We start from the raw sequence: 22,584 nt of genomic DNA on the forward strand, positions 1-22,584 counted from the left end.
GGGGCAAAACTAAGAAATTTTCCCGGTTTCGCCTGGACGCTGTCTCAGGCTGGTTGGGCGGCTGATTTTTACAATGCCTGCAATAAAGCAGGCTTAAAAAATCAGGAGATACCCGTCCCATGCTGAACTTCTTAAACCAGGTGCGTAAGCCGACCCTGGATCTGCCGCTCGATGTACGGCGCAAAATGTGGTTCAAACCGTTCATGCAGTCCTATCTGGTGGTCTTTATCGGCTACCTGACCATGTACCTGATCCGCAAAAACTTCAACATCGCCCAGAACGACATGATCTCCACCTACGGGCTGAGCATGACGCAACTGGGGATGATTGGTCTGGGCTTCTCGATCACCTATGGCGTAGGCAAAACGCTGGTTTCCTACTATGCCGACGGCAAAAACACCAAGCAGTTCCTGCCGTTTATGCTGATTCTTTCCGCTATCTGTATGCTGGGCTTCAGCGCCAGCATGGGGAGCGGTTCCGTTAGCCTGTTCCTGATGATCGCCTTCTACGCGCTGAGCGGTTTCTTCCAGAGTACCGGCGGGTCGTGCAGTTACTCCACCATCACCAAATGGACGCCCCGTCGTAAGCGCGGCACCTTCCTCGGCTTCTGGAATATCTCCCACAACCTCGGCGGCGCTGGCGCGGCAGGCGTGGCGCTGTTCGGCGCGAACTACCTGTTCGACGGCCATGTGATCGGCATGTTTATCTTCCCGTCGATCATCGCGCTGATTGTGGGCTTCATCGGCCTGCGCTTTGGCAGCGACTCCCCGGAATCTTATGGTCTTGGTAAGGCGGAAGAGTTGTTCGGCGAAGAGATCAGCGAAGAGGACAAAGAGACCGAAGAAAATGAGATGACCAAGTGGCAGATCTTTGTGGAATACGTCCTGAAAAACAAAGTGATCTGGCTGCTGTGCTTCTCCAACATCTTCCTGTACGTGGTGCGTATTGGTATCGACCAGTGGTCTACCGTTTACGCATTCCAGGAACTGAAACTCTCAAAAGAAGTGGCGATTCAGGGCTTTACCCTGTTTGAAGTGGGCGCGCTGGTCGGCACGCTGCTGTGGGGCTGGCTGTCGGATCTGGCGAACGGTCGTCGCGCGCTGGTGGCCTGCGTTGCGCTGGCGCTGATTATCGCCACCCTCGGCGTTTACCAACATGCCAGCAACCAGTACGTCTACCTGGCGTCCCTGTTCGCGCTCGGTTTCCTGGTGTTTGGCCCGCAGTTGCTGATCGGCGTGGCGGCAGTCGGCTTCGTCCCGAAAAAAGCGATCGGCGCGGCGGACGGCATTAAAGGCACCTTCGCTTACCTGATCGGCGACAGCTTCGCCAAGCTGGGGCTGGGGATGATTGCCGACGGTACGCCAGTCTTTGGTCTGACCGGCTGGGCGGGTACCTTCGCCGCGCTGGATGCTGCTGCCATTAGCTGCATCTGCCTGATGGCGATGGTCGCGGTGCTGGAAGAACGTAAAATTCGCCGTGAGAAAAAAATACAGCAACTGAAAGTCGCTTAAGTGTGTATTGGTAACGTTTTGCCCGGCCTGGCGCCGGGCTTTTTTATTGTGCGCAGGGTGATGCTCCACATTGCCTGTCGAGAATTTGTCGTTATGATGGACGTCCTGTTGAGTAACGGATGTGCGCATGATTTGGATTATGCTGGCCACGCTGGTCGTGGTGTTTATTGTTGGCTTCAGGGTGCTCACCTCGGGGGCCCGGCGTGCGATTCGTCGGTTAAGCGAGCGTCTGGGCATCAGCGTGGTGCCGGTGGAATCAATGATCGACCAGATGGGCAAAGCGCCTGGAGAGGCGTTTTTACAGTACCTGCATCGTCCTGATGAATCACATCTGCAAAATGCCGCCCAGATATTGCTAATCTGGCAGATCGTGATTGTGGATGGCAGCGATCAGAACCTGCAACAGTGGTATCGTCAGCTGCAAAAAACGCGTCTGGCCGCGCCAATTACTGACGCGCAGGTACGCCTGGCGCTGGGGTTTCTGCGCGAAATAGAACCGGATATGCAAGAGATTAACGCCTTCCAGATACGCTACAACGCCCTTTTTCAACCTGAAGATGGCGTGCACTGGTTGCATTGAGAACGGTATGTGCCATTTTGCATATAACGAATGGTGTTAATTGCTTATCAGCGAGATTCATCAGGCCAGCACTTTTAGTCCGTGCTTTTGCACAATGGTAAGAAGCTTCAGCGCCATACCGCCGGGGCGCTTTGCGCCGCTCTCCCATTTTTGCACTGTAGAAACGCTGGTATTCAGATAGCGCGCGAAAACGGGCTGGCTGACGTTCAGCTTCTCGCGTAGTGCTTTGATTTCAAGCGGCTGAAGATCCTCCACGCTACTGAGGCATGCTTTGTCAAAGTTGCGCATCGTTTCCTGGGGAATGGCATCAACGCTGAATAATCCAGAAGCTGCGCTGTGAATAGCTTCAAAAGCAGGGCTTTTGAATTTATTTTTTGCAGTCATGGCAAATCTCCACCAATTCTTTACTTTTAATCAATGCCGTCATTTTATCTTCAGCGAGACCAGCATAATGCTTTGCTAACTCGCGGAACCCGGCTAATTCACCGTTGTCGATGTTTGCCATATCCTGTTTGGCATATAAAAATGTATAAAACCAATGTATACCGCCTTTTGCGAGGATGATCGCGCGATCGCGATTCTGATTGAGGCGTTTTTTGTAAACCCCACCACCGAGATCCTCCACTTTTCCCTGCATTGCTGCTGCAATAACCTTACATAACTCTTCGTCTTTGATTGCATGGGACTTTGCTTCCCTGGCAAACCATTTGGTTTTAAATACACGCATCGGGTTGACATCCTGTAACCGTAAGTATAGCACTTAGTGCTATACTATGTCCTTTTCTTCCCACTGTGAATGCGAAGGCGCGCGAATATCATGGCGCATTTTTCATCATGCGATCGGGTAAGCATATTTCCCTGCAACAAAGGAAAGTTGCTAAAACGTTAAATACGTCACACTTTAGATGTTACACTGCACGGCTTTTCTGGCAGAGAAAGACGCAGGTAACGAAATGAGTGCAAGAATCGAAGAACAATCCCATGCTGAGACGATTATCCGGCCAAACTGGTCGGCTGTTTTCGCTGTGGCGTTCTGTGTTGCCTGCCTGATCACCGTTGAGTTTTTGCCCGTCAGCCTGCTGACGCCGATGGCGCAGGACCTCGGAATCTCTGAAGGTGTCGCCGGGCAGTCGGTAACGGTAACGGCGTTTGTCGCCATGTTTGCCAGCCTGTTTATCACCCAAATTATTCAGGCGACCGATCGTCGCTATGTGGTGATCCTGTTTGCCGTTTTATTAACGCTTTCCTGTCTGCTGGTCTCGTTTGCAACTTCCTTCACGCTGCTGTTGGCCGGGCGTGCCTGCCTGGGGCTGGCGTTGGGGGGATTCTGGGCGATGTCGGCTTCGTTGACGATGCGTCTGGTGCCGCCGCGTACCGTGCCTAAAGCGTTGTCGGTTATTTTTGGCGCGGTCTCCATCGCGCTGGTGATCGCCGCGCCGCTGGGCAGTTTTTTAGGTGGGATTATTGGCTGGCGTCATGTTTTTAACGCGGCGGCGGTGATGGGCGTACTGTGTGTTATTTGGGTAGTGAAATCGTTACCTTCGCTGCCTGGCGAACCGTCTCACCAAAAGCAAAATATCTTCAGTCTGTTGCAACGTCCCGGCGTAATGGCGGGGATGATCGCCATCTTTATGTCCTTTGCCGGACAGTTCGCGTTCTTTACCTACATCCGCCCGGTGTATATGAATCTGGCGGGCTTTGATGTCGATGGCCTGACGCTGGTGCTGCTGAGCTTTGGCATCGCCAGTTTTGTGGGAACGTCGCTCTCCTCTTTTATTCTTAAACGCTCGGTCAAACTGGCGCTGGCAGGCGCGCCGTTGGTTCTGGCCGTCAGCGCGCTGGTGCTGACGTTGTGGGGAAGCGAAAAAGTGGTGGCGGCAGGGATCGCGATTGTCTGGGGGCTGTCGTTTGCGCTGGTGCCGGTAGGGTGGTCAACGTGGATCACCCGTACGCTTGCCGATCAGGCGGAAAAAGCCGGGTCCGTTCAGGTTGCGGTGATCCAGCTTGCCAATACCTGCGGTGCGGCTGTTGGCGGCTATGCGCTTGATAACCTTGGTCTGCTGTCGCCGCTGGCGCTCTCCGGCAGCCTGATGTTGCTGACGGCGCTGCTGGTGACGGTAAAAGTTCGCATACAAACGACGCGATAATACATCAAAAGGGGTGACGATTCGGTCACCCATGACGTTTTACATATCCGGGCATTCGACTTTGCCGAGCGCTTCCCAGTAGTTATTCTGGTTGTTCCTTTCTATCGCCACGATGGCTTCGCGGATATGCTGTTGATTACTCTCATTCGACATGATCATTTTCTCCCATGCCTCATCCGACAGCGATGCCTGCGGTGTACACATTTTGCGTAGCTCTTTCAGGACGGTGCTTTTTTCGTTAGCGGTCTGAAGCGAGCTATAAGGCGAGTTAGCCAACGCAATGCCTGGCAGCGCGAGAAGGGCGGTAAAGAGCAGCAGAGCGGTTTGTTTCATCGTCATCATCCAGTATTCAAAGTTTAAGCATAAGTATAGACAGAACACGACTCTCTCAGCGGTCCGCATTACTTCGCAAAACCGTCTCGTCTGTAAGTTGTAGGCGGATTCTCCCCGCTCTCTCACTTTCTTGCGTAGCAGAATAGTGTATGTTCTGAACAATCATTTATTTCTTAAGCGGTAAAGAGATGAGACGGATTGAGGTAATACTGGGGGAACTCGAACGGCTGACGCGCGGGCTGAATCTTGCCGATTTGGCGCAGGAGACGGCATTTACGGCGGAAGCCATTGGCTTTAACCTCGGGCTGGCGCGCAACTCGGTCAGTAAAGATCTCAATCAACTCTGCAATGATGGTCTGGCGATCAAAAGCCGGGGCCGCCCGGTGTTTTTCCTGCACCGTCAGGCGCTGGAAACGCTGCTGGGGCGTAAGCTGGATGACGCCGAACGTGAAGTACGTACGATTACCGATCTGTTGCCGCGTCAGGAAGGGCACACAATCGACGATCCCTTTACCGGTCTGATTGGCTACGATCGCAGCCTGCGCGATGCAGTAGAAAAAGGCCGCGCCGCAGTGCTTTACCCCCACGGGTTGCATGTGTTGCTGACCGGACCTTCCGGCGTTGGCAAAACCTTCTTTGCTGAACTGATGCACCGCTTTGCCTGCGAGCACGCCGCTGGCTCCCTGCCGCCGCTGGTCTATTTTAACTGTGCGGAATATGCCCATAACCCGGAACTGCTCTCTTCGCACCTGTTTGGTCATCGACAGGGAGCGTTTACCGGAGCGAGCGAGAATAAACCAGGCCTGGTGGAGCAGGCGGACGGCGGCTATCTGCTGCTGGATGAGGTACACCGTCTGCCATATGAAGGGCAGGAAAAGCTGTTCTCCATTCTCGATAAAGGTGAATACCGTCCGCTGGGGGCAAGCAGCAAGGCGCGTTCGATATCGGTACGCCTGATTTGCGCGACGACAGAACCGGTAAGTTCGGCGTTGTTGCGTACTTTCCAGCGGCGTATTCAGGTCTGTATCGATCTGCCGGGCATTCGCCAGCGTTCAATCGAAGAACAGGTGGAGCTGATTGTCGGCTTTCTGCAACGTGAAAGTCGCAAAATTGAGCGCACGGTGAGTATCGACAAGACGCTGTTGCTCTGGCTGCTGAATAAGCCGCTGGAAGGCAACATCGGCCAGCTCAAGAGTGATATCCAGTTCCTCTGCGCTCAGGCGTGGGCGTCGGGGATGACGGAGCATAACGATACGCTGCAACTGGATAAACGGCTGGCGGAAATGCCGTTTAACGCCACGCCGGAGCAACGTCTGCTGGTGGACACGCTGTTTGATGGCAAAGAGCGCTTGAACGTTGACGCGCGCACGTTGCCCGCCTTGAAAACGTCGCTGGCGACGGGCGCCGAGATTGAAGAGAGCGATCTTTTTTACAGCTTCCTGACCCGCGAATACGTCAATCTGCGCAACAGTAACGTGCCTCCGGCGGAAACGCTGGCGATCCTGAAAAATAAGCTCAGCTCGATTTTTGAATATGGCCTCTACAGTCGCGACAATATTGCGCATCCGCCGCGTTATGGCGACCAGATTGAGGAACGCGTGACGCTGCTTATTGGCTGCGTGGAGCAGGTGCTTACGTTTACGCTGCCGGAGAACCTGGTAAATCCGCTGCGTAAACATTTTCTGGCGCTGATTGGCTACGTTCAGCGCGGCCTGATTCCGCAGCTTTATTCTTCCAGCCTGATCCTCGATCGTTGCAAAGATGAGTACGACAACGCCACATTGTTGTGCCGAAAAATCAATGAATTGCTGCATATTCAGTGTCCGGCGACGGAAGTGGTCTGGCTGTGTCTGTTCCTCAAAGAGTGTCGTCATTATCGTCAGCGTATTGACGCCAGCCCGGACTGCGGGGTGATCCTGATTGCTCACGGCGCAACAACGGCCACAAGCATGGCGCAGTATGTGAATCGGGTTCTGGAGCGCGAGTTGTTCAGTGCTATCGATATGCCGTTTGAGCAGTCGGTGCATGACACGCTGGAAACACTGACCCAGATGATTCAGACCCGACGTTATCAGCGGCTGATCCTGATGGTGGACATCGGCTCGCTGGTACATTTTGGCAGTACGATCAGCAAATTATTCCAGATTGACGTTCTGCTGATGCCAAATATAACCCTGACCAGCCTGCTGGAGGTGGGGCTGGATTTAAGCTATGAAACCAGCGACCTGCCGCAGCTGGCGGCGTTAATGCAGGGTAAAAGCATCCCCTGCCAGCTTTGTACGCCACAGCAGGAAAACGGCGGCAAAGTGCTGGTTATCTCCTGTATTACCGGCATGGGCACGGCGGAAAAAATCAAAAAGGTGCTGGAGGAGAGTTTTGGCGAGCTGATGTCGCAAGACACGCGGATGGTGATCCTCGATTACAACGATGTTCGCAGCCTGGAGCGCGTCCAGCAGTCGCTGCATGCCAGCGAACGACTGGCGGGTATTGTTGGCACCTTCCAGCCGGGGCTGCCGGATATTCCATTCATTTCGCTGGAGGAATTGTTCTCTGAGCAGGGGCCGGAACTGGTGTTGAGCCTGTTAACGCCGGATCTCACCAGCGCTGAACGTCGCCTGGAAATGGAACGCAGCGCAATGCGCTTTATCAGCGCGCTGACGATGGAGAGCATCATCAACCATATTTCAGTGCTTAACCCGCAGCGCATTCTGAAAGAAATGGAAGGGGTGCTTAACCATCTGACCACCGCGCTTTCGCTGAAACCAAGCCGCCAGGTGACACTGCGCTTCCTGATCCACTGCTGCTGTATGGTCGAGCGTATCGTGATTAACCGAAAACCGTTACAGATGGCGCTGGAAAACAAACCGGATCTGGATGCCCGCGCGTTTAGTGTCATCAAATCGGCTTTCCTGCCGATTGAAGAGGCTTATGCCATCCGTTTATCGGACGCGGAATATTTTTATATCTACGAATTACTCTATAGCTGATCCCTTATCTGGCGTGGCGCTGCGCCTCGCCAGACCTCTCTTCTCCCCCGTGTGACACAAATCCTGGCACAGCCTTTGCTCTTACTCTGATGAGTTTTGCCGGATGGCGTTTGCTATTCGTAGGCCCGGTTCGTAGGCCCGGTAAGCATAGCGCCACCGGGCAATGTGTGCCGGATGGCGCTATCGGGCATTGTCAGTCTCATGTAATCGAGCCAGGAGGCCATTTTGACTACCACTGAATCCTTGCCCCAGATCCTGCTGCTGACGCATGGCGGCTGGGGACAACAGCTCTGCAACAGCCTTCGCATGGTGATGGGGGAAATTAAAGGCGTAACAGAAATTGCGCTCATGCCCGTGGATACGCTGGGCGAGTTTTATCAACGTGTCGAAGCCGTGGTGAAAACCATGCCGGAAGGCTCACTTATTCTGACCGATTTTGTTGGCGGCACGACCTCCAATGTGGCGGCACGACTGAGTGCGGATTATCCGGTGGCGGTGGTTTCCGGGCTGAACGCCTCGCTGCTGCTGGAGGCGCTGGATCGGCGCGAACACGGCCCGCTTACCGCCTGCGTGAGCGGTCTGGTGGAAGCCGGGCGCAGCAGTTGTCTGGATGTCGTCGCCCATGTTCGTCAATTACAACAATCACAATAAGGAAAATCATTATGGCAAACATCGTGTTATGTCGCATCGACAGCCGTCTGATTCATGGGCAGGTCGTGACGAAGTGGGTCGGACAATCCCAGGCGAACCGGATTGCCGTGGTCAGTGACGAACTGGACGCCGATCCGTTTATGAAAAATATCTACCTGATGGCCGCGCCGCCAAACATCAAAGTGGATTGCTACAGCAACCAGAGCTTTGCGGCATCGTGGAAAGAAAACCAACTCGGTGACGGCAATGTGCTGGTGTTGTTCCCGTCTCTGGCGGCCATTCAACAGGCCGTGCAGCAGGGATTTGATGTCACCACCATTCAGGTTGGGGGCTTAGGCGGCGGGCCAAACCGCAAAGCGGTTTTCCAGAACATTACGCTCGATGAAAAAGACGTTGGCATTCTTAACGACCTGAAAAGTCGTGGGATTCAGGTGTTCTTCCAGACTATCCCGGAAGATAAACCACAGTCGCTGGACGATATCCTGAAAAAATTCTAACCCTCTGATAATGGGATAACACTATGGATACTTTAGTCTTTGCAAGCCTGATGGGGTTGTATTACTGGTTTGCCCGATTACGCCTTGGCTACACCTTCTCCGCCATGCTGCTTCAGCCGGTGGTTGTCGCGGTCTTTGTGGGGCTGCTGCTCGGGAATATGCAGACGGCGATGATCATCGGGGCGGGTATGCAGCTCGTCTATCTGGGCGTGACCTCGACGCCGGGCGGCAACGTGCCGTCAGATCCGGCGCTGGCGGCCTGTATCTCGATCCCCATTGCGGTTAAAGCCGGAATGGACCCCAACCTGGCGATTGCGCTGGCGATTCCGTTTGGCGTGATCGGCGTATTCCTCGACCAGCTACGCCGTACGCTGAACGCCGCCTGGGTACATATGGCCGACAAACACGCGGAAACGGCAAACATGGCGGGCATTATGCGCTGCGCTTTCCTTTACCCGGCGTTACTCGGTCTGGCGCTGCGTTTCCCGGTGGTGTTCGCCGCCAACTATTTCGGCCAGAACGTAGTAGAAAGCTTCCTCAAGCTGATGCCGCACTGGCTGACCCACTCCTTTGAAATTATGGGCGGGATTCTCCCGGCGCTGGGCTTCGCCATCACCATTATGGTGATCGGCAAAAAGAGTCTGCTGCCGTGGTTTATCGGTGGATTCTTCGCGGTGCTGTACCTCAAGGTCGACATCATGGCGATGGCAATCTTCGGCACCTGTGTGGCCTTCCTGATTAAAGGTCTGGCGAAAAATGAAGGAGCAGCATGATGAGCAGCGACGTAATGCAACATGAACTGGTTGAGCGTGCGCGGGAAACCGGAGCGCTGACCAAAGCGGACATCACCAGGGCGTGGTTTATCTACTGGCTGGGCGCGGAGGTTTCTAACTCCTATGAACGTTTACAGAGCCTGATTTTCTGCGCCTCGATGACGCCGATCATCAAAAAACTCTACCCGCAAAAAGAGGAACAGGTGGAAGCGCTGAAGCGCCATCTGAACTTCTTTAACTCAGAACAGACCTTTGGCGCGGTGATCCAGGGCATCTCCATCGCTATGGAAGAGCAGAAAACGCGTGGCGAACCGATCAGCGACGCCTCCATCACCGGGATTAAAACCGGCCTGATGGGGCCGCTGGCCGGGATGGGCGATTCCATCGTCTGGGCGGCGGTGATGCCGCTGTTGATTGCGATTTTTATTCCGTTCGCCGCCAATGGCAGCGCATTCGGGGGTATTGCGCCGCTGATTCTCTATCCGGCCATTACGCTGGCGATCAGCTACGGCCTGATTCACAAAGGCTATACGCTGGGGCGTGATTCCATCGTCGGGCTGTTGCAAGGGGGGCGAATCAAGGAACTGATCTACGGCGCTAACGTGCTGGGGCTGATCATGATGGGGGCGCTGTCGGCGAGCTACGTCAAGATCACCACCCCGCTGAAAATCAGCGCCCTGAAAGGTTCTGAAGTGGTGGTTCAGCAGATCCTCGATTCGATTGCGCCTGGCCTGCTGCCGCTGGCGGCAGTGTTTGCCATCTATATCTTTCTGGTGAAGAAGGGGCCGCGTTATACCACCATTCTGCTGTCGATTGTGGCGCTTAGCGTGGTCTGCTCGCTGCTGGGAGTGTTGTAAGCCATGACACAGAATATCTATCAACAGCTGGGGCTAAAGCAGGTGATTAACGCCTGCGGCAAGATGACGATTCTTGGCGTCTCCAGCGTCGCGCCGGAGGTGATGCACGCCACGGCGCGTGCGGCCTCCGCTTTTGTCGAGATCGACAAGCTGGTGGAAAAAACCGGTGAGCGGGTCTCCCGCTATACCGGCGCGGAAGACAGTTATGTCACCTCATGCGCCTCGGCGGGAATTGCGATTGCCGTTGCCGCCGCCATTACCCGTGGCGACCCGTTCAGGGTGACACTAATGCCGGACAGTACCGGTATGGCCAATGAAGTGGTGATGCTGCGTGGGCATAATGTGGATTACGGCGCGCCGATCACCAGCGCGATCCGTCTGGGAGGCGGACGCGTAGTGGAAGTAGGGTCGAGCAACCTGGCCGCGCGCTGGCAACTGGAGAGTGCGATTACCGATGACACCGCTGCCCTGCTGTATGTGAAATCACATCACTGCGTGCAGAAGGGGATGTTGGGCATTGAGGACTTCGTCCAGGTGGCGCAGATTCACAACCTGCCGTTAATTGTTGATGCCGCTGCCGAGGAGGATTTGCACGTCTGGGTGGCGAGCGGCGCGGATATGGTTGTCTACAGCGGCGCGAAAGCCTTCAATGCGCCAACCTCTGGATTTATCACCGGCAAGAGAACGTGGATCGCCGCCTGCAAAGCGCAGCATCACGGCATCGCCAGAGCGATGAAGATCGGTAAGGAGAATATGGTCGGGCTGGTATATGCGCTGGAGAATTATCACCAGGGGCAGACGATAGTCACCGCCGAACAGCTTCAGCCGGTAGCCGACGCCATTTCAGCGATTCGTGGGTTGAGTGCGGATATCGAGCAGGATGAGGCCGGGCGCGCGATCTGGCGTATTCGTATTCGGGTGAATGCCCGTGAACTGGGGCTGGATGCCCGCGAAGTCGAAGCTCAGCTGCGCGGCGGCGATATCGCCATTTATGCCCGTCGCTATAACCTCCACCAGGGCGTTTTCAGCCTCGACCCGCGAACGGTCGCAGAAGGGGAAATGGCGTTAATCGTGGCGCGACTGAAGGAGATTGCCGACCATGCAGCAGATTAATTTTTATCGTAATCGTGTGGCGATTAACGTACTGGCGAAAGATATCGCCAATGCCAGGGAAATCTATGATGCTGCCGAAGGCCATGCGGCGATCGGCGTCCTCTCCGCACAGTTTGCCTCAGTGGAGGACGGTGTTCAGGAGGTAAAACGCTGGATGGCAGAGGTGCCGTGCATCTCCGTAGGGCTGGGAGCGGGCGATCCGGCGCAATACTATAAGGCGGCGATGATTGCTGCAAAGGTACACCCGGCGCACGTCAACCAGACCTTTACCGGATGTGGTTTTGCCGCTGGCGCGCTGGCGGCAACGGGCGGCGAGAAAACGCATATCAACGCGCTGGTCAGCCCGACAGGCACGCCGGGCGAGGTGCTTATCTCCACTGGCGTTTGCAGCAGCCAGGGGACGCCGGCCCGCGTTTCCTGCGATGCAGCGGTACGCATGATGCAGGATATGGGGGCGCACGCGGCGAAGTTTTTCCCGATGGGCGGCGAGACGTCGTTACCGGAGCTGTATGTGCTGGCAACCAGCGCAGCCCGCAACGGGATGACGCTGATCGAACCGACCGGCGGCATTTCCCTGGAAAATTTCGGCGTTATTTTGCAAACCTGTCTGGAGGCGGGCGTGCCGCGCGTGATGCCGCATGTTTACAGCTCGATTATCGATCCGCAAACCGGAAACACCCGGCCTGACGATATCGTCAGGTTAATGGAGATCGTGAAAGCGCTGGTTTGATGGCGTAGTTTACGTAGGCCCGGCAAGCGTTCGCGCCACCGGGCTTTTGTATATGCCTTTTTCTTCTTGCTGATGCCTTTTCGTTTTTTAAACCGCAGCGGCCTTCCCGCTATAGTCATTTCATTACCCATCAGATGGTTATTTAATAAGGATAAAAACGTGAAATTGACGATACCTCATTTACGGGCAGGGGCGGCGGTACTGTTGGCGGGCATATTGCTGGCGGGGTGCGATCAGCAAAGCAGCGATGCGAAACACATCAAAGTCGGCGTGATTAACGGCGCCGAGCAGGATGTGGCGGAAGTCGCGAAGAAAGTCGCCAAAGAGAAGTACGGTCTTGATGTGGAACTGGTAGGATTCAGCGGTTCATTGCTGCCTAACGATGCGACCAATCACGGCGAACTGGACGCCAACGTGTTCCAGCATCGACCGTTCCTCGAACAAGATAACAAAGCCCATAACTACACGCTGGTAGCGGTAGGCAACACCTTTGTTTTCCCGATGGCGGGCTACTCGAAAAAAATTAAAACGGTTGATCAACTGAAAGACGGGGCGACGATCGCCATTCCTAACGATCCGACTAACCTCGGGCGTGCGCTCCTGCTGCTGCAAAAAGAGAAGTTGATTACCCTGAAAGAGGGGAAAGGTCTGTTACCAACGGCGCTGGATATCACCGACAACCCACGTCATCTGAATATTATGGAGCTGGAAGGCGCGCAGCTGCCGCGCGTACTGGACGATGCGAAAGTGGATGTGGCGATCATTAGCACCACCTACATCCAGCAAACCGGACTTTCGCCGGTACATGACAGCGTCTTTATCGAAGATAAAAACTCGCCGTATGTGAACATACTGGTGGCGCGGGAAGACAACAAAGATGCTGAAAATGTGAAAGCGTTTTTACAGTCTTATCAGTCGCCGGAAGTTGCGAAAGCCGCAGAGACTATCTTTAACGGTGGCGCGGTGCCGGGGTGGTGATCGGTAACGCTTTAAGTTAAATGAACTTTATCGCCAGAGACTCTTTTCTGGCGATAACATGCAGCATGGTATTTCCCGCTTAACGACAATAGCGAAATTTCTCTTCTTTTTTCCCCGTTCGGAGTTTTCAACAAACTTTCCCCTTCCATTCTTTTTTGTGCTCAAAAAAGCCGATTCTAATAGTGGATTGTCCTTTTTTGTAAGGTTGTGGTAAGCAATCTTTAGATTTTTATACTGAGAAATAGTAGGTGATTAAAAGAAAAGATCGTTCCGGTAAAATTCCTGGAAATGGTATGTATTGTAACCTTAGCTTAACAATAGTTACGTTTAGAATCTAAATAGGATTATTCTTGCAAAAAATTAAAAAAATGATTTGTTTGTAATAACTCATTAATTATTAATAAATTATATAAAATACTTTAGTCGTATTGTCAGGATTATTCTCGTAATTCTAAAAGTGGTGTTTTCTGGCTAATAATGCAGCAATAAATGTGATCGTTTTGTTTTTGTTTGTTTGATATTTGGTTTTTATTGTGTTTTTTATATGTTTAAATTTCGACTGTTTTGAGTTGCGCAGTGATCTGGATCAATTTATTGGATTTATAAAATTTTATCTTTTTTTAACTGATACTGTCTTATAAAAACCTGGTTATCGATATATTTTGCATGGTGAATAGCGCAGATATTATGCGGTACTTTATTTTCCTGTAAGCATTTGGATTTGATTTCTTTTGGTTGAAAAATCCTAATATTGCGGATGAAAGTTTTGCGTATATTATGTCAATGGAACCGGAAGGTGTTATTCAGTACTCATTTTTGATAATGGGGTGAGGTTTGTTTTGCCTTAATAACACATTCAATACGTCGTTCATTTATATCAACAACACCAGGGGAATTTATTATGCGTAAATATAATTATGCGTTATCCGCGTTAGCAATGGTTATCACTTCAGCATTTACTGCTTCAGCATTTGCGGTGGATGGAACTATTACAATTAACGGACAAATTACTGATACAACTTGTACTATTTCTGTCGACGGTGGCAGTAATGATGCAACGGTAACGCTGCCAACCGTTTCGTCTACTACGCTCGGCGCAGCAGGCGCAACGGCAGGTGCTACGCCGTTCACTATCTCGCTGAGTAACTGCTCAGGAACATCTTTAAATACCGCCAGCACCTACTTCGAACCTGGCGCTTATGTTGATAGCACAACCGGTCGTCTGAACATTGATTCAGCAGCGGCAGATGCAGCGACTAACGTGCAGGTTCAATTATTAAACGCCGATCGTGACGCCATTGTTGCAGGGGCTTCAGTAGCGAATGGCCAGAATGATATCCCTGTCGATATCTCTTCTGGAAACGGTACGCTGAATTACTTTGCGCAATATTATGCTACTGGCGCATCTACTGCGGGTTCTGTAACGACTCAGGTCGATTACACCATGGTTTACGAGTAATAAAGACAGGAGTAAAGGCGGCGTCCTTTACTCCTGATTATGAGGTGATGAGATGTTAAAGATATTATCTTCCGGGCTGGTATTGTTATTTTCGGCGTTCTCACTGAATGCTATGGCTGACGTTGTGATTAACGGAACACGCATTGTATTTAATGCAAAAGACAAGGAATCAACGGTACAGTTAAAAAACCGGGGGAATAATCCTTATCTTTTACAAATATGGATGGATGATGGTAACCCAAATGCAAAGCCTGGGGAGATCACGGTTCCGTTCCTCATTGCTCCTCCCGTTGTTCGTATTGATCCGGCGAAAGGGCAAGCTGTGCGAATCATGGCGACGAACCCGTCATTGCCGCAGGACAGGGAGTCCTTGTTTTGGTTCAACATGCTGGAAATTCCGCCAAAAGCACAGGATTCAACGTCGGGCAAAACGCATATGCAATTGGCATTTCGTACCCGAATAAAATTATTCTATCGCCCGGATAATCTGCAACCAACACCATTACAGTCTTATAAAGAATTAAAAATATACCAACAAGGGAACAACATAAAAGTAGTAAACGACTCTCCCTATTACATCACTTTCAGCAAGGTTGAGATTCGTCGAACAACAGGGTCAGCTGTATTAGCTGCTGTAGAAAACTTCCCCCAGCGTATGGTGAAGCCAAAAAGCGAAATAGTATTTCCGCTCGCTAATAAAAAATCGACGCAATTGAGCGGTGCTTCAGTTTTTTACAGTGTAATAAATGATTATGGTGGAGAAACAACAAATGAGCAAAAATTACAAAGTAGCCCATAACGTTATTTCTTGTCCTCTGAGATTAACCCGCATTGCTCAATTCGTTGTTTTATCTTTTATTTCTGTTCAGGTTGCCTTCGCTGAAAATGATGAAGTGCAATTTAATAGTGATTTTTTACGCTCAGCGATTGATGTTAGCAACTATTCTCAGGGAAACCCGGTTCCGCAGGGACAATATAATGTCGATCTGTATGTGAACGACAAATGGCGAGGGCGTGGTGAAGTTAAGTTCGAAAATGATAAAAGCAATGCCGTGGTAGCCAAACCGTGTTTTACGCTGAAGCTGATATCAACGCTGGGAATCGATATTGATAAAATTGATCCAATGCTGCGCCAGTCGTTAAAGAATAATGAAAGTTGTGTGCGTATTGGTGATATATCTTCTGATTTAACAGCTTATTACGATGTGACGACACAGCGCATCAATGTGCAGGCGCCTCAGATATGGCTGCTTCGCCAGGTTCGCGGCTATGTTAATCCTGAATTATGGGATAACGGTATTCCTGCTGCGACGTTGCAATATGATTACAACGCATGGCATGCAGAGATGTCTGGAACGGACTCTATGTCATCTCAGTATCTGAGCCTGATGGGAGGGCTCAATTGGGATGCCTGGCGCTTACGCTATCGCGGTGTTTTCAACTGGAACAACGATCAGGGTTGGCATTATGACTCAACCAGCACTTATCTTGAGCGCGGCATTATTCCGCTGCGCAGCAAACTGGTGATGGGTGATTCCACCACGGATGGCCAGGTCTTCGACAGCGTTGGTTTTCGGGGCGTAATGCTGACTTCTGACGATCGTATGTATGAGGATTCCCAGCGAGGCTATGCGCCAGTTATTACCGGAGTTGCAAACACCAACGCACTCGTCAGCGTGAGTCAGCGCGGCGCGCGTATCTATCAAACGACGGTTCCGCCTGGCGCGTTCCGTATTGATGACCTGTACCCCAATGGCACCGGCGGCGATCTGCTGGTAACGATTAAAGAGGCAGATGGGAGTGAGCACAGTTTTACCGTGACCTATGCTTCCATCGCTGAACTGCTCCGCCCGGGAACCAGTCGCTATTCGCTGATGGCGGGGCGCTATCGGAATACCTCCGTGAATGAGAAACCACAGATTGCGATGGGGACATTCCGTCATGGTTTTACTAACTTACTGACCACTTACACCGGTGCGATGGGCGGGGAGGATTATCAATCGGTCGCAGGTGGCGTCGCGCTCAATACGCTCATTGGCGCGCTTTCTGCTGACATAACACATGCGCGAACGACGCTTGTGGATAACAGTAAGCGTGAAGGCCAGAGCATCCGCTTTTCATTTGCCAGGATTCTGCCCGTCGTTGATACCAATATCACCCTGGCGAGCTATCGCTATTCCAGCTCCGGTTATTACGATATTGACGATGCGATGTTGATGCGTGATTTAGAGCGGACAAATAAAGGGGCTTATTCCAGCAGCATTAACCGCAAGAATCGTCTGCAACTCAGCGCAACGCAAACTATTTCCGAGACGCTTGGGAGCATTAATCTCAGTGCCAGCACTCAGGATTACTGGAACAAAAGCGGGCGTGATACCGAGTATCAGTTGGGTTACACCAATGCGTTCAAGTGGTTCAATTTTAACCTCAACGCCAGCCGTACCCGCGATTTAGTGAAAGACAAATGGGATAACAAAATCGCGATAGGGATTTCCCTGCCGTTAGGGAACAGCGCGCGCTCGGCTTATCTCAGTACCACCTATGTTCAGGAAAGCGGGCATCGGGGGCTGCAAAACTCAATCGCCGGCACCTCCGGGGAGAACCGTCAGTATAACTGGGGCGCGTTCGTCAATCAGGATGACTACGACCATAGCAGCAATAAAACCACGGGCGGCGTCAGTGGTAACTGGACTTCGCCGTGGACCAGCATGGGCGGCAGTTTCTCAGCAGGCCAGGGCTACCAGCAATACGGCATGAACCTCTCTGGCGGTGTTGTCGCCTGGCAAAATGGCGTTGTGCTGACGCCGATCATGGGGGACACCATGGCGGTCATTGAAGCGGAACATGCGGGCGGCGCAAAGGTGGCAAACAACAGCAGCCTTAGCCTTAACCGCAATGGTAATGCCGCAGTGCCTTACCTCTCACCCTATCGCCAGAACACGATTGAGCTCGATCCCCGGGGGTTATCGAATGATATCTCCCTGGACGTCACCAGCCAGAACAGCGTCCCTACCGCAGGCGCCGTGGTGTTGATGAAATACGCCACGGATACAGGGTATTCCGTGCTTTTCACTCTCCGCCATGCCGGTGATGTGCTGCCTTTTGGCGCCGATGTGGTCGATGAGCGCGGCAATACTGTCGGTTACATCGCCCAGGGCGGGCAAAGTTTTGCGCGCGTTAAGAATCTGGCGGGCAAATTGCGCGTGAAATGGGGAAGTGGATCGGGTCAGGAGTGCCAGTTCAGTTACCGCTTATCAGAGCAGAAAAGCGCAGATGTCGCCGACTTACGTCGGGCTGATGCGGTATGCCAGTAATTAAGGAGTGAAAGATGAAAACTATCGTAACGGGCGTTGCCCTCTCTTTTCTGGCACTGGCGGCGATGTGCGGCGTGGCGCGAGCGGACGGGACGTGGGTGAACTGTGAGCGTACCAATGGCTACTACCAGTACTTTGACTCTACGACCGTACAGGTGGGTAAAGATGCTGCCGTCGGTGATTTGCTGGGGACCTGGGCGACCTCTTACAACCCGACGGCATGGACCTGCTCTCATCGTACCAATTATCAAAGCTACGCCATCCCGATGGCGGTACAGGGGTATCCCCCCTACACCGTTTGGGGAACTACCCAGGTCGATGGGCAAACGTATACTGTCTATAACACGACGGTAAAAACCGGGCTGGGGTATATCGCTCGCTGGCGCTATACGGTAAAAGGGCAAACCAGCGACTGGTATCCTCTTACTATTGCGAGCGGAGGGCAGCAGACGCCTTCGCAGTTATTTACGGTGACAGGCGATGGAAGTTCATGGAATCTCGGCGTGGATGTCCAAATCCGTTTTGTAAAAACCTCGACATCGTTAACCGCAGGCAGCACTTCCGTCTTTGACCCGATGTATATGCGACACTACCAGACATACGGGGGCAGTACGTCTGTTGGCAGCGGCACCTATATGATCGCTGATTTTCTGGCGGGAGGGCTGATCATATCCACCACCGGGGGAACCTGTACGACGTCGGATGTCACGGTTAATTTACCGGCTGTTAGCCGAACTGATTTTAGTGGCATAGGTTATACCGCTGCGCGTACTGATTTTAATCTGAACTTTACAAAATGCCCGGCAGGGTTATCGAGCATCAGCTATTTGTTTACGCCGACCACGGCCATTATTGATAACGCCAACGGTGTTTTTGCGCTGGCGAGCACCTCAACGGCGAGCGGCGTGGGTATCCAGTTGTTGGACGATCAGAATATCCCTCTGTCGTTTAATACGGCATATCTCCTGACGGATTATGATCCGGCTCAGGACAATGCGAATTATACCGTGCCACTGCGTGCCGGTTTATATCAGACTGCGGCAAATGTCTCTTCTGGCGATGTCAGAGGTGCAGTGACATTCACCCTTGTCTATAAATAGAGGAGGGGGCATGGCGAAACGGCTAAAATATGTTCTGAACCACTTCCTGATTTTACTTTTATTGCCGTCATCGGCTATGTCGGCAACGTATATTAATTACACGCGAGTGATAATTAATGAAAAGGCGCGCGAAACATCATTTACTATTTACAATGAAGGGCTGAAACCCGTTTTATTGCAGTTGTGGACTGAAAAAGACAATATTTTTGATCGTCCCGAGGAGATTAAAACACCGTTTATCATTTTACCTCCGATTTTTCGGCTTGAAGGAAAAACATCCCGGGCGGTGCGGATACAGTTTACTGGCGACCAGCATACATTACCTGCTGACAGAGAATCTTTATTCTGGCTGAACACGCTGGAAGTCCCTCCTGTGGCTGATAGTAAAGCGGAGAAGAGCGCGCTACAGGTCGCTTTTCGTACTCGGGTGAAGTTATTCTGGCGGCCCACTGCACTGGCAGCAATCACCCTTGAGGAAAGTATAAAAGAATTACACATCTCTTTATCTGATTGTGGAGGAAAACGCTGCCTGTTAGTAAATAATAACTCACCTTTGTACGTAACATTAATGGATCTTACGTTGAATGACGGTACAGAAATAAAGCAATTACCTGATGATGGTCTTTGGGCACCATTGTCAACTAAAACGGTTGTTTTACCCAAAAACACAAAAGGGGAGGGCACAGTCAAAACACTCTCATGGATTGATGATTATGGCGTGGTCAATACCTATAACTACTAATGCGAAGGATAACGTTATGCTTAATTTTAACCCTTCATCCTTACGTTTTAAATTTATTTACCTGACAAAAAATATTTATGATGGTATTGCCATTCATACACTTTTTGAAGATGCCCTGCATGAATCAGGATTGAAAATGGGGCTTAATGAAGATATACCCTTTCACCTGATCGATAAGTACAGTAATTTTATTCCGTTTTCATTGCGGTTTGATGCGACGTATAAACAACGCAGTCGCACGCTCGAACACGATATTACCCTCTCGGCAAAAGGGGAAGAGATAAAGCGAATGCGTTTTAATCATATACTCTTTTTTGTCGATATGTATAACCCTGACCATACCTCTTTTCTTTCGGTCGCCGGACTGCATGGCCTTACGGTGGTCAGGGAGCGCATGGATGCTTTCATGGTGCATTGTAATGCGGTAATTAATGGCAATAGAAAATGCCGTTCAAGTAGTTTCTTGTTCACGCTGCGTGAGCAGCAAATTGTGTTTCATCTCTTACAAGGCATGTCGGTTAAAGAAATCGCACTGGAATTAAATGTGAGCGATAAACTGGTTTATCGGGAGCGCTGGGCGCTGACGCGTAAGCTTATCGACCAGAAAAATTGCAGATTATACAAAAGGCTAATAAACATTAACGCGACATTATAAGCGATAAAAGAGTGGACCAGATTATTGGAGTCCACTCTTTTGCCTTATGCCGCCCGGGCGCGACGGCGGGAATCCATTGAAATCAGCACCACCGACGAGAGGATCAGCAATGTACCAAGCCAGTCCGGCAGGGTGAAGCTGATGCCCAGCAACAGCAGCGATAACAACGCGCTGCTTAGCGGTTCCGCGCAGCTCAGAATGCTCGCTTTCGGCCCGCCAATCATTTGCGCCCCTTTCAGATACAGGCTGAAAGTCAGCGATGTGCCGATGACCACCAGATAGAAAAACGCCAGAATCAGGCTGCCGCTGACCACAAAATCCGTTCCCTGCCCGGCATAGAAGGGCAGCAATATCACGCCGCCGATCAACATGCTCCAGCCAACGACAGGAAGCGTGCCGTAACGCGCGATCAGCGTAGAGGGCCAGGTCGTATAAAACGCTGCGGCAAACGCGGAGGCAATCCCCCAGAATAGCGCGGCAGGCGAGATAGACAGCGATGTCGGATTACCGTGTGTTACCAGCAAAAAGGTGCCAATAAGAGAGGTGAGAATGGCCGTCAGCACCAGAATGCCGGGGCGCGCTTTCCGTACCAGCGAGAACCACGCCACGATAATCGTCGGCGATAAAAATTGCAGCACCGTTGCGGTGGCGGCATTGGATTTCTCAATGGTGAGCAGGAAGGTGAGCTGTACGGTAAGCGCCCCCATGATGGAAAAGAACAGCAGGCTTAGGGCGTCCTGGCGGTTTTTGAAAATGGAAAATACTTTGTCGCCGTGAACAAACGAGAGCATCAGCAGAATTAACCCGGCGAATATCAGACGCGTCATGGTCAGAAACTGCGACGACATCTGGCTTTGTTCCATAATGTACTGCGCGCAAACCCCTGAACTTCCCCATAATACGGCGGCAATCAGGACGTTCAGCATCCCTCTTCTGGTGGACCCCATTTTTTCCTCAACATGGTGTTTTGTCTTTTTTATGTGCAGGCATCATAGCAGAGATGGCGGCACAAACGAGACGGGCGTTAGCATCGCCCACTTTTACGACAGTCGGGTAAGCTGTGTTTCACCGTCCTCCATCGCCAGTTGATACAGCGAAAACGCGGCATGTTTCTCGATCAGATTGGCCAGTTCAGGCGAATGACTGGTGAGCCAGATTTGCGAATGGCGGCTGGCTTCGGCGATCAGTTGGGCGAGGGCGGGCAACATCTGCGGATGCAGGCTGTTTTCCGGTTCGTTGAGCGCGATAAAAGCTGGCGGTCGCGGGCTTAACAGCGCTACGGCCAGGCACAGGAAACGTAGCGTGCCATCCGAGAACTCCGCAGGTTCCAGCGGACGGGTCAACCCTTCGCGTTTCATCATCAGGCGAAAGCGGCCGCCGCTGTTATCGCTGTAGAACACGCAACCGGGAAATGCCCGATCGAGAATCCGCATCAGCAGCAGTTCATCGCCAATCTCGACGATTGTCTGGAACGCTGCCGCCAGGTTTGCTCCGTCGCTGGCCAGAACCGGTGAGCGGAATCCCACCTGCGGAACACGAATCGCAGAACCAGACGAGACTGAAAACTCATGATAAAAGCGCCAGTTGCGCAGCATTTCTCGCATCTGCGACACCTCCGGGTAGAGGTGTGGCTCTCCCAACTGGCCGAATACCGACTCGTTCTCATACAGCGTGCCGCTGTGGGTGACTTTCTCGTGATGGATATTATTGAGGAATACGACCTGGTTTTTACGTTTCATCAACTGTGAGGAGGGGCGGCGAGCGTGTCCGCTCAACCAGACAGACTCCTCTTTGATGACCGGGTCGAGATCGAACTGCGACGGGTAGGGGAGCTTCTCGACAAACCCTACCTGTAACTCGTATTCATAGGTTTCTGTTTCTACCGCCAGAGTCATGCGCCGCAACTGGTCGCTGCGCGTTTTCCCGGCCCAGAATACCTTCAGAATGCCGCCTTCGTTCGCCAGCGCCTGTGAGAACTGCCCCTGTGCCGCACTGTGCATCAGGTGAATCGCCTTATAGATATTCGACTTTCCGGTGCCGTTAGGGCCGAAGACGATATTGAGCTGTTCCAGTTCCAGAGACTGATGGCGAATCGAGCGGTAGTTTTCGATGTGCAGCGTTTTGATCATGGGCGTTAGCGGTAGAGGGGCGATGCGG

General features: G+C 52.1%; 22 protein-coding genes. 17 read left to right on the top strand and 5 right to left on the bottom strand.

The genetic code is table 11. The annotated features are described in order from the left end of the window. The first annotated feature begins 119 nt into the window (after window positions 1-119). Window positions 120-1,511: a hexose-6-phosphate:phosphate antiporter UhpT gene (gene uhpT / locus OGV67_RS00415; RefSeq protein WP_012000765.1), complete on the top strand. Its 1,392-nt coding sequence runs from the start codon at window positions 120-122 to the stop codon at window positions 1,509-1,511. 127 nt (window positions 1,512-1,638) lie between these two features. Then, window positions 1,639-2,091, top strand: a complete 453-nt coding sequence (locus tag OGV67_RS00420; protein ID WP_012135814.1) for a DUF1198 domain-containing protein — start codon at window positions 1,639-1,641, stop codon at window positions 2,089-2,091. 60 nt (window positions 2,092-2,151) lie between these two features. Here the strand turns inward: OGV67_RS00420 and OGV67_RS00425 are convergent, their stop codons facing one another. Both OGV67_RS00425 and OGV67_RS00430 read right to left on the bottom strand, forming a co-directional pair. Next, complete coding sequence (locus OGV67_RS00425; protein WP_115614294.1) at window positions 2,152-2,475, bottom strand: helix-turn-helix domain-containing protein; 324 nt, start codon at window positions 2,473-2,475, stop codon at window positions 2,152-2,154. After that, entirely contained in the window at window positions 2,459-2,818 is a 360-nt protein-coding gene (locus OGV67_RS00430) for a type II toxin-antitoxin system RelE/ParE family toxin (protein WP_104867989.1), read from the bottom strand. Before OGV67_RS00430 ends, OGV67_RS00425 begins: the two co-directional genes overlap by 17 nt. Before the next feature lie 226 nt (window positions 2,819-3,044). On the opposite strand from OGV67_RS00430, the gene nepI reads away from it, so the two are divergent. Further along, entirely contained in the window at window positions 3,045-4,238 is a 1,194-nt protein-coding gene (gene nepI, locus OGV67_RS00435; RefSeq protein WP_024131071.1) for a purine ribonucleoside efflux pump NepI, read from the top strand. Between the two features lie 39 nt (window positions 4,239-4,277). On the opposite strand, the gene OGV67_RS00440 is transcribed toward nepI, so the two are convergent. After that, the gene (locus tag OGV67_RS00440) at window positions 4,278-4,571 is read right to left on the bottom strand and encodes a YicS family protein (RefSeq protein WP_024131070.1); all 294 of its coding nucleotides are present in this window, start codon (window positions 4,569-4,571) and stop codon (window positions 4,278-4,280) included. Between the two features lie 188 nt (window positions 4,572-4,759). Between OGV67_RS00440 and dagR the strand changes: the two genes are divergently transcribed. The 14 genes from dagR (at window position 4,760) to OGV67_RS00510 (ending at window position 20,427) form a co-directional block, all read left to right on the top strand. Then, window positions 4,760-7,558: a transcriptional regulator DagR gene (gene dagR / locus OGV67_RS00445; protein WP_286464836.1), complete on the top strand. Its 2,799-nt coding sequence runs from the start codon at window positions 4,760-4,762 to the stop codon at window positions 7,556-7,558. Between the two features lie 225 nt (window positions 7,559-7,783). Continuing rightward, the gene (locus tag OGV67_RS00450) at window positions 7,784-8,209 is read left to right on the top strand and encodes a PTS sugar transporter subunit IIA (protein ID WP_024131069.1); all 426 of its coding nucleotides are present in this window, start codon (window positions 7,784-7,786) and stop codon (window positions 8,207-8,209) included. A gap of 11 nt (window positions 8,210-8,220) precedes the next feature. Further along, window positions 8,221-8,706, top strand: coding sequence for a PTS sugar transporter subunit IIB (locus tag OGV67_RS00455; RefSeq protein ID WP_042323421.1), 486 nt, complete (start codon window positions 8,221-8,223; stop codon window positions 8,704-8,706). Window positions 8,707-8,729: 23 nt separating this feature from the next. After that, a complete protein-coding gene (locus tag OGV67_RS00460) occupies window positions 8,730-9,479 on the top strand; it encodes a PTS mannose/fructose/sorbose/N-acetylgalactosamine transporter subunit IIC (RefSeq protein WP_012135807.1) in 750 nt (249 codons plus the stop codon). After that, the gene (locus tag OGV67_RS00465; RefSeq protein ID WP_012135806.1) at window positions 9,476-10,336 is read left to right on the top strand and encodes a PTS system mannose/fructose/sorbose family transporter subunit IID; all 861 of its coding nucleotides are present in this window, start codon (window positions 9,476-9,478) and stop codon (window positions 10,334-10,336) included. Before OGV67_RS00460 ends, OGV67_RS00465 begins: the two co-directional genes overlap by 4 nt. Before the next feature lie 3 nt (window positions 10,337-10,339). After that, window positions 10,340-11,449 carry a D-glucosaminate-6-phosphate ammonia lyase gene (gene dgaE / locus OGV67_RS00470; RefSeq protein WP_115614296.1) on the top strand — a complete coding sequence of 370 codons (1,110 nt, stop codon included), beginning with the start codon at window positions 10,340-10,342 and terminating at the stop codon, window positions 11,447-11,449. After that, entirely contained in the window at window positions 11,436-12,179 is a 744-nt protein-coding gene (gene dagF, locus OGV67_RS00475) for a 2-dehydro-3-deoxy-phosphogluconate aldolase (RefSeq protein ID WP_112001392.1), read from the top strand. Before dgaE ends, dagF begins: the two co-directional genes overlap by 14 nt. 159 nt (window positions 12,180-12,338) lie before the next feature. Beyond that, window positions 12,339-13,157: a lipoprotein NlpA gene (nlpA, locus tag OGV67_RS00480; protein WP_024131067.1), complete on the top strand. Its 819-nt coding sequence runs from the start codon at window positions 12,339-12,341 to the stop codon at window positions 13,155-13,157. A 901-nt stretch (window positions 13,158-14,058) separates the two neighbouring features. Next, window positions 14,059-14,616 carry a fimbrial protein gene (locus tag OGV67_RS00485; protein WP_012135801.1) on the top strand — a complete coding sequence of 186 codons (558 nt, stop codon included), beginning with the start codon at window positions 14,059-14,061 and terminating at the stop codon, window positions 14,614-14,616. Window positions 14,617-14,668: 52 nt separating this feature from the next. Continuing rightward, the gene (locus OGV67_RS00490) at window positions 14,669-15,415 is read left to right on the top strand and encodes a fimbria/pilus periplasmic chaperone (RefSeq protein WP_049008079.1); all 747 of its coding nucleotides are present in this window, start codon (window positions 14,669-14,671) and stop codon (window positions 15,413-15,415) included. Window positions 15,416-15,509: 94 nt separating this feature from the next. Next, window positions 15,510-17,930, top strand: a complete 2,421-nt coding sequence (locus tag OGV67_RS00495) for a fimbria/pilus outer membrane usher protein (RefSeq protein WP_286464837.1) — start codon at window positions 15,510-15,512, stop codon at window positions 17,928-17,930. A gap of 14 nt (window positions 17,931-17,944) precedes the next feature. Then, the gene (locus OGV67_RS00500; RefSeq protein ID WP_286464839.1) at window positions 17,945-19,030 is read left to right on the top strand and encodes a fimbrial protein; all 1,086 of its coding nucleotides are present in this window, start codon (window positions 17,945-17,947) and stop codon (window positions 19,028-19,030) included. Window positions 19,031-19,040: 10 nt separating this feature from the next. Then, window positions 19,041-19,772: a fimbrial biogenesis chaperone gene (locus tag OGV67_RS00505; protein WP_114848125.1), complete on the top strand. Its 732-nt coding sequence runs from the start codon at window positions 19,041-19,043 to the stop codon at window positions 19,770-19,772. Between the two features lie 16 nt (window positions 19,773-19,788). Continuing rightward, window positions 19,789-20,427: a helix-turn-helix domain-containing protein gene (locus tag OGV67_RS00510; protein ID WP_114848124.1), complete on the top strand. Its 639-nt coding sequence runs from the start codon at window positions 19,789-19,791 to the stop codon at window positions 20,425-20,427. 44 nt (window positions 20,428-20,471) lie between these two features. Here the strand turns inward: OGV67_RS00510 and OGV67_RS00515 are convergent, their stop codons facing one another. Together OGV67_RS00515 and OGV67_RS00520 are read right to left on the bottom strand one after the other, a co-directional pair. After that, complete coding sequence (locus OGV67_RS00515; protein ID WP_024131066.1) at window positions 20,472-21,374, bottom strand: carboxylate/amino acid/amine transporter; 903 nt, start codon at window positions 21,372-21,374, stop codon at window positions 20,472-20,474. 93 nt (window positions 21,375-21,467) lie between these two features. Continuing rightward, a complete protein-coding gene (locus OGV67_RS00520; RefSeq protein WP_012135794.1) occupies window positions 21,468-22,556 on the bottom strand; it encodes an AAA family ATPase in 1,089 nt (362 codons plus the stop codon). Window positions 22,557-22,584 lie beyond the last annotated feature (28 nt).

The organism is Citrobacter sp. CK188 (assembly GCF_030333525.1).
GTDB classification, from domain to species: domain Bacteria; phylum Pseudomonadota; class Gammaproteobacteria; order Enterobacterales; family Enterobacteriaceae; genus Citrobacter_B; species Citrobacter_B koseri.

What these genes read in the sequence shown, in the direction of transcription:
- OGV67_RS00430 (WP_104867989.1), bottom strand. Translation starts at nt 2,818, where the DNA reads ATGCGTGTATTTAAAACCAAATGGTTTGCCAGGGAAGCAAAGTCCCAT.
- OGV67_RS00425 (WP_115614294.1), bottom strand. Translation starts at nt 2,475, where the DNA reads ATGACTGCAAAAAATAAATTCAAAAGCCCTGCTTTTGAAGCTATTCAC.
- OGV67_RS00455 (WP_042323421.1), top strand. Translation starts at nt 8,221, where the DNA reads ATGGCAAACATCGTGTTATGTCGCATCGACAGCCGTCTGATTCATGGG.
- OGV67_RS00440 (WP_024131070.1), bottom strand. Translation starts at nt 4,571, where the DNA reads ATGAAACAAACCGCTCTGCTGCTCTTTACCGCCCTTCTCGCGCTGCCA.
- dgaE (WP_115614296.1), top strand. Translation starts at nt 10,340, where the DNA reads ATGACACAGAATATCTATCAACAGCTGGGGCTAAAGCAGGTGATTAAC.
- uhpT (WP_012000765.1), top strand. Translation starts at nt 120, where the DNA reads ATGCTGAACTTCTTAAACCAGGTGCGTAAGCCGACCCTGGATCTGCCG.
- OGV67_RS00520 (WP_012135794.1), bottom strand. Translation starts at nt 22,556, where the DNA reads ATGATCAAAACGCTGCACATCGAAAACTACCGCTCGATTCGCCATCAG.
- OGV67_RS00460 (WP_012135807.1), top strand. Translation starts at nt 8,730, where the DNA reads ATGGATACTTTAGTCTTTGCAAGCCTGATGGGGTTGTATTACTGGTTT.
- nepI (WP_024131071.1), top strand. Translation starts at nt 3,045, where the DNA reads ATGAGTGCAAGAATCGAAGAACAATCCCATGCTGAGACGATTATCCGG.
- dagF (WP_112001392.1), top strand. Translation starts at nt 11,436, where the DNA reads ATGCAGCAGATTAATTTTTATCGTAATCGTGTGGCGATTAACGTACTG.
- OGV67_RS00485 (WP_012135801.1), top strand. Translation starts at nt 14,059, where the DNA reads ATGCGTAAATATAATTATGCGTTATCCGCGTTAGCAATGGTTATCACT.
- OGV67_RS00505 (WP_114848125.1), top strand. Translation starts at nt 19,041, where the DNA reads ATGGCGAAACGGCTAAAATATGTTCTGAACCACTTCCTGATTTTACTT.
- OGV67_RS00515 (WP_024131066.1), bottom strand. Translation starts at nt 21,374, where the DNA reads ATGGGGTCCACCAGAAGAGGGATGCTGAACGTCCTGATTGCCGCCGTA.
- OGV67_RS00465 (WP_012135806.1), top strand. Translation starts at nt 9,476, where the DNA reads ATGATGAGCAGCGACGTAATGCAACATGAACTGGTTGAGCGTGCGCGG.
- dagR (WP_286464836.1), top strand. Translation starts at nt 4,760, where the DNA reads ATGAGACGGATTGAGGTAATACTGGGGGAACTCGAACGGCTGACGCGC.
- OGV67_RS00500 (WP_286464839.1), top strand. Translation starts at nt 17,945, where the DNA reads ATGAAAACTATCGTAACGGGCGTTGCCCTCTCTTTTCTGGCACTGGCG.
- OGV67_RS00510 (WP_114848124.1), top strand. Translation starts at nt 19,789, where the DNA reads ATGCTTAATTTTAACCCTTCATCCTTACGTTTTAAATTTATTTACCTG.
- OGV67_RS00420 (WP_012135814.1), top strand. Translation starts at nt 1,639, where the DNA reads ATGATTTGGATTATGCTGGCCACGCTGGTCGTGGTGTTTATTGTTGGC.
- OGV67_RS00490 (WP_049008079.1), top strand. Translation starts at nt 14,669, where the DNA reads ATGTTAAAGATATTATCTTCCGGGCTGGTATTGTTATTTTCGGCGTTC.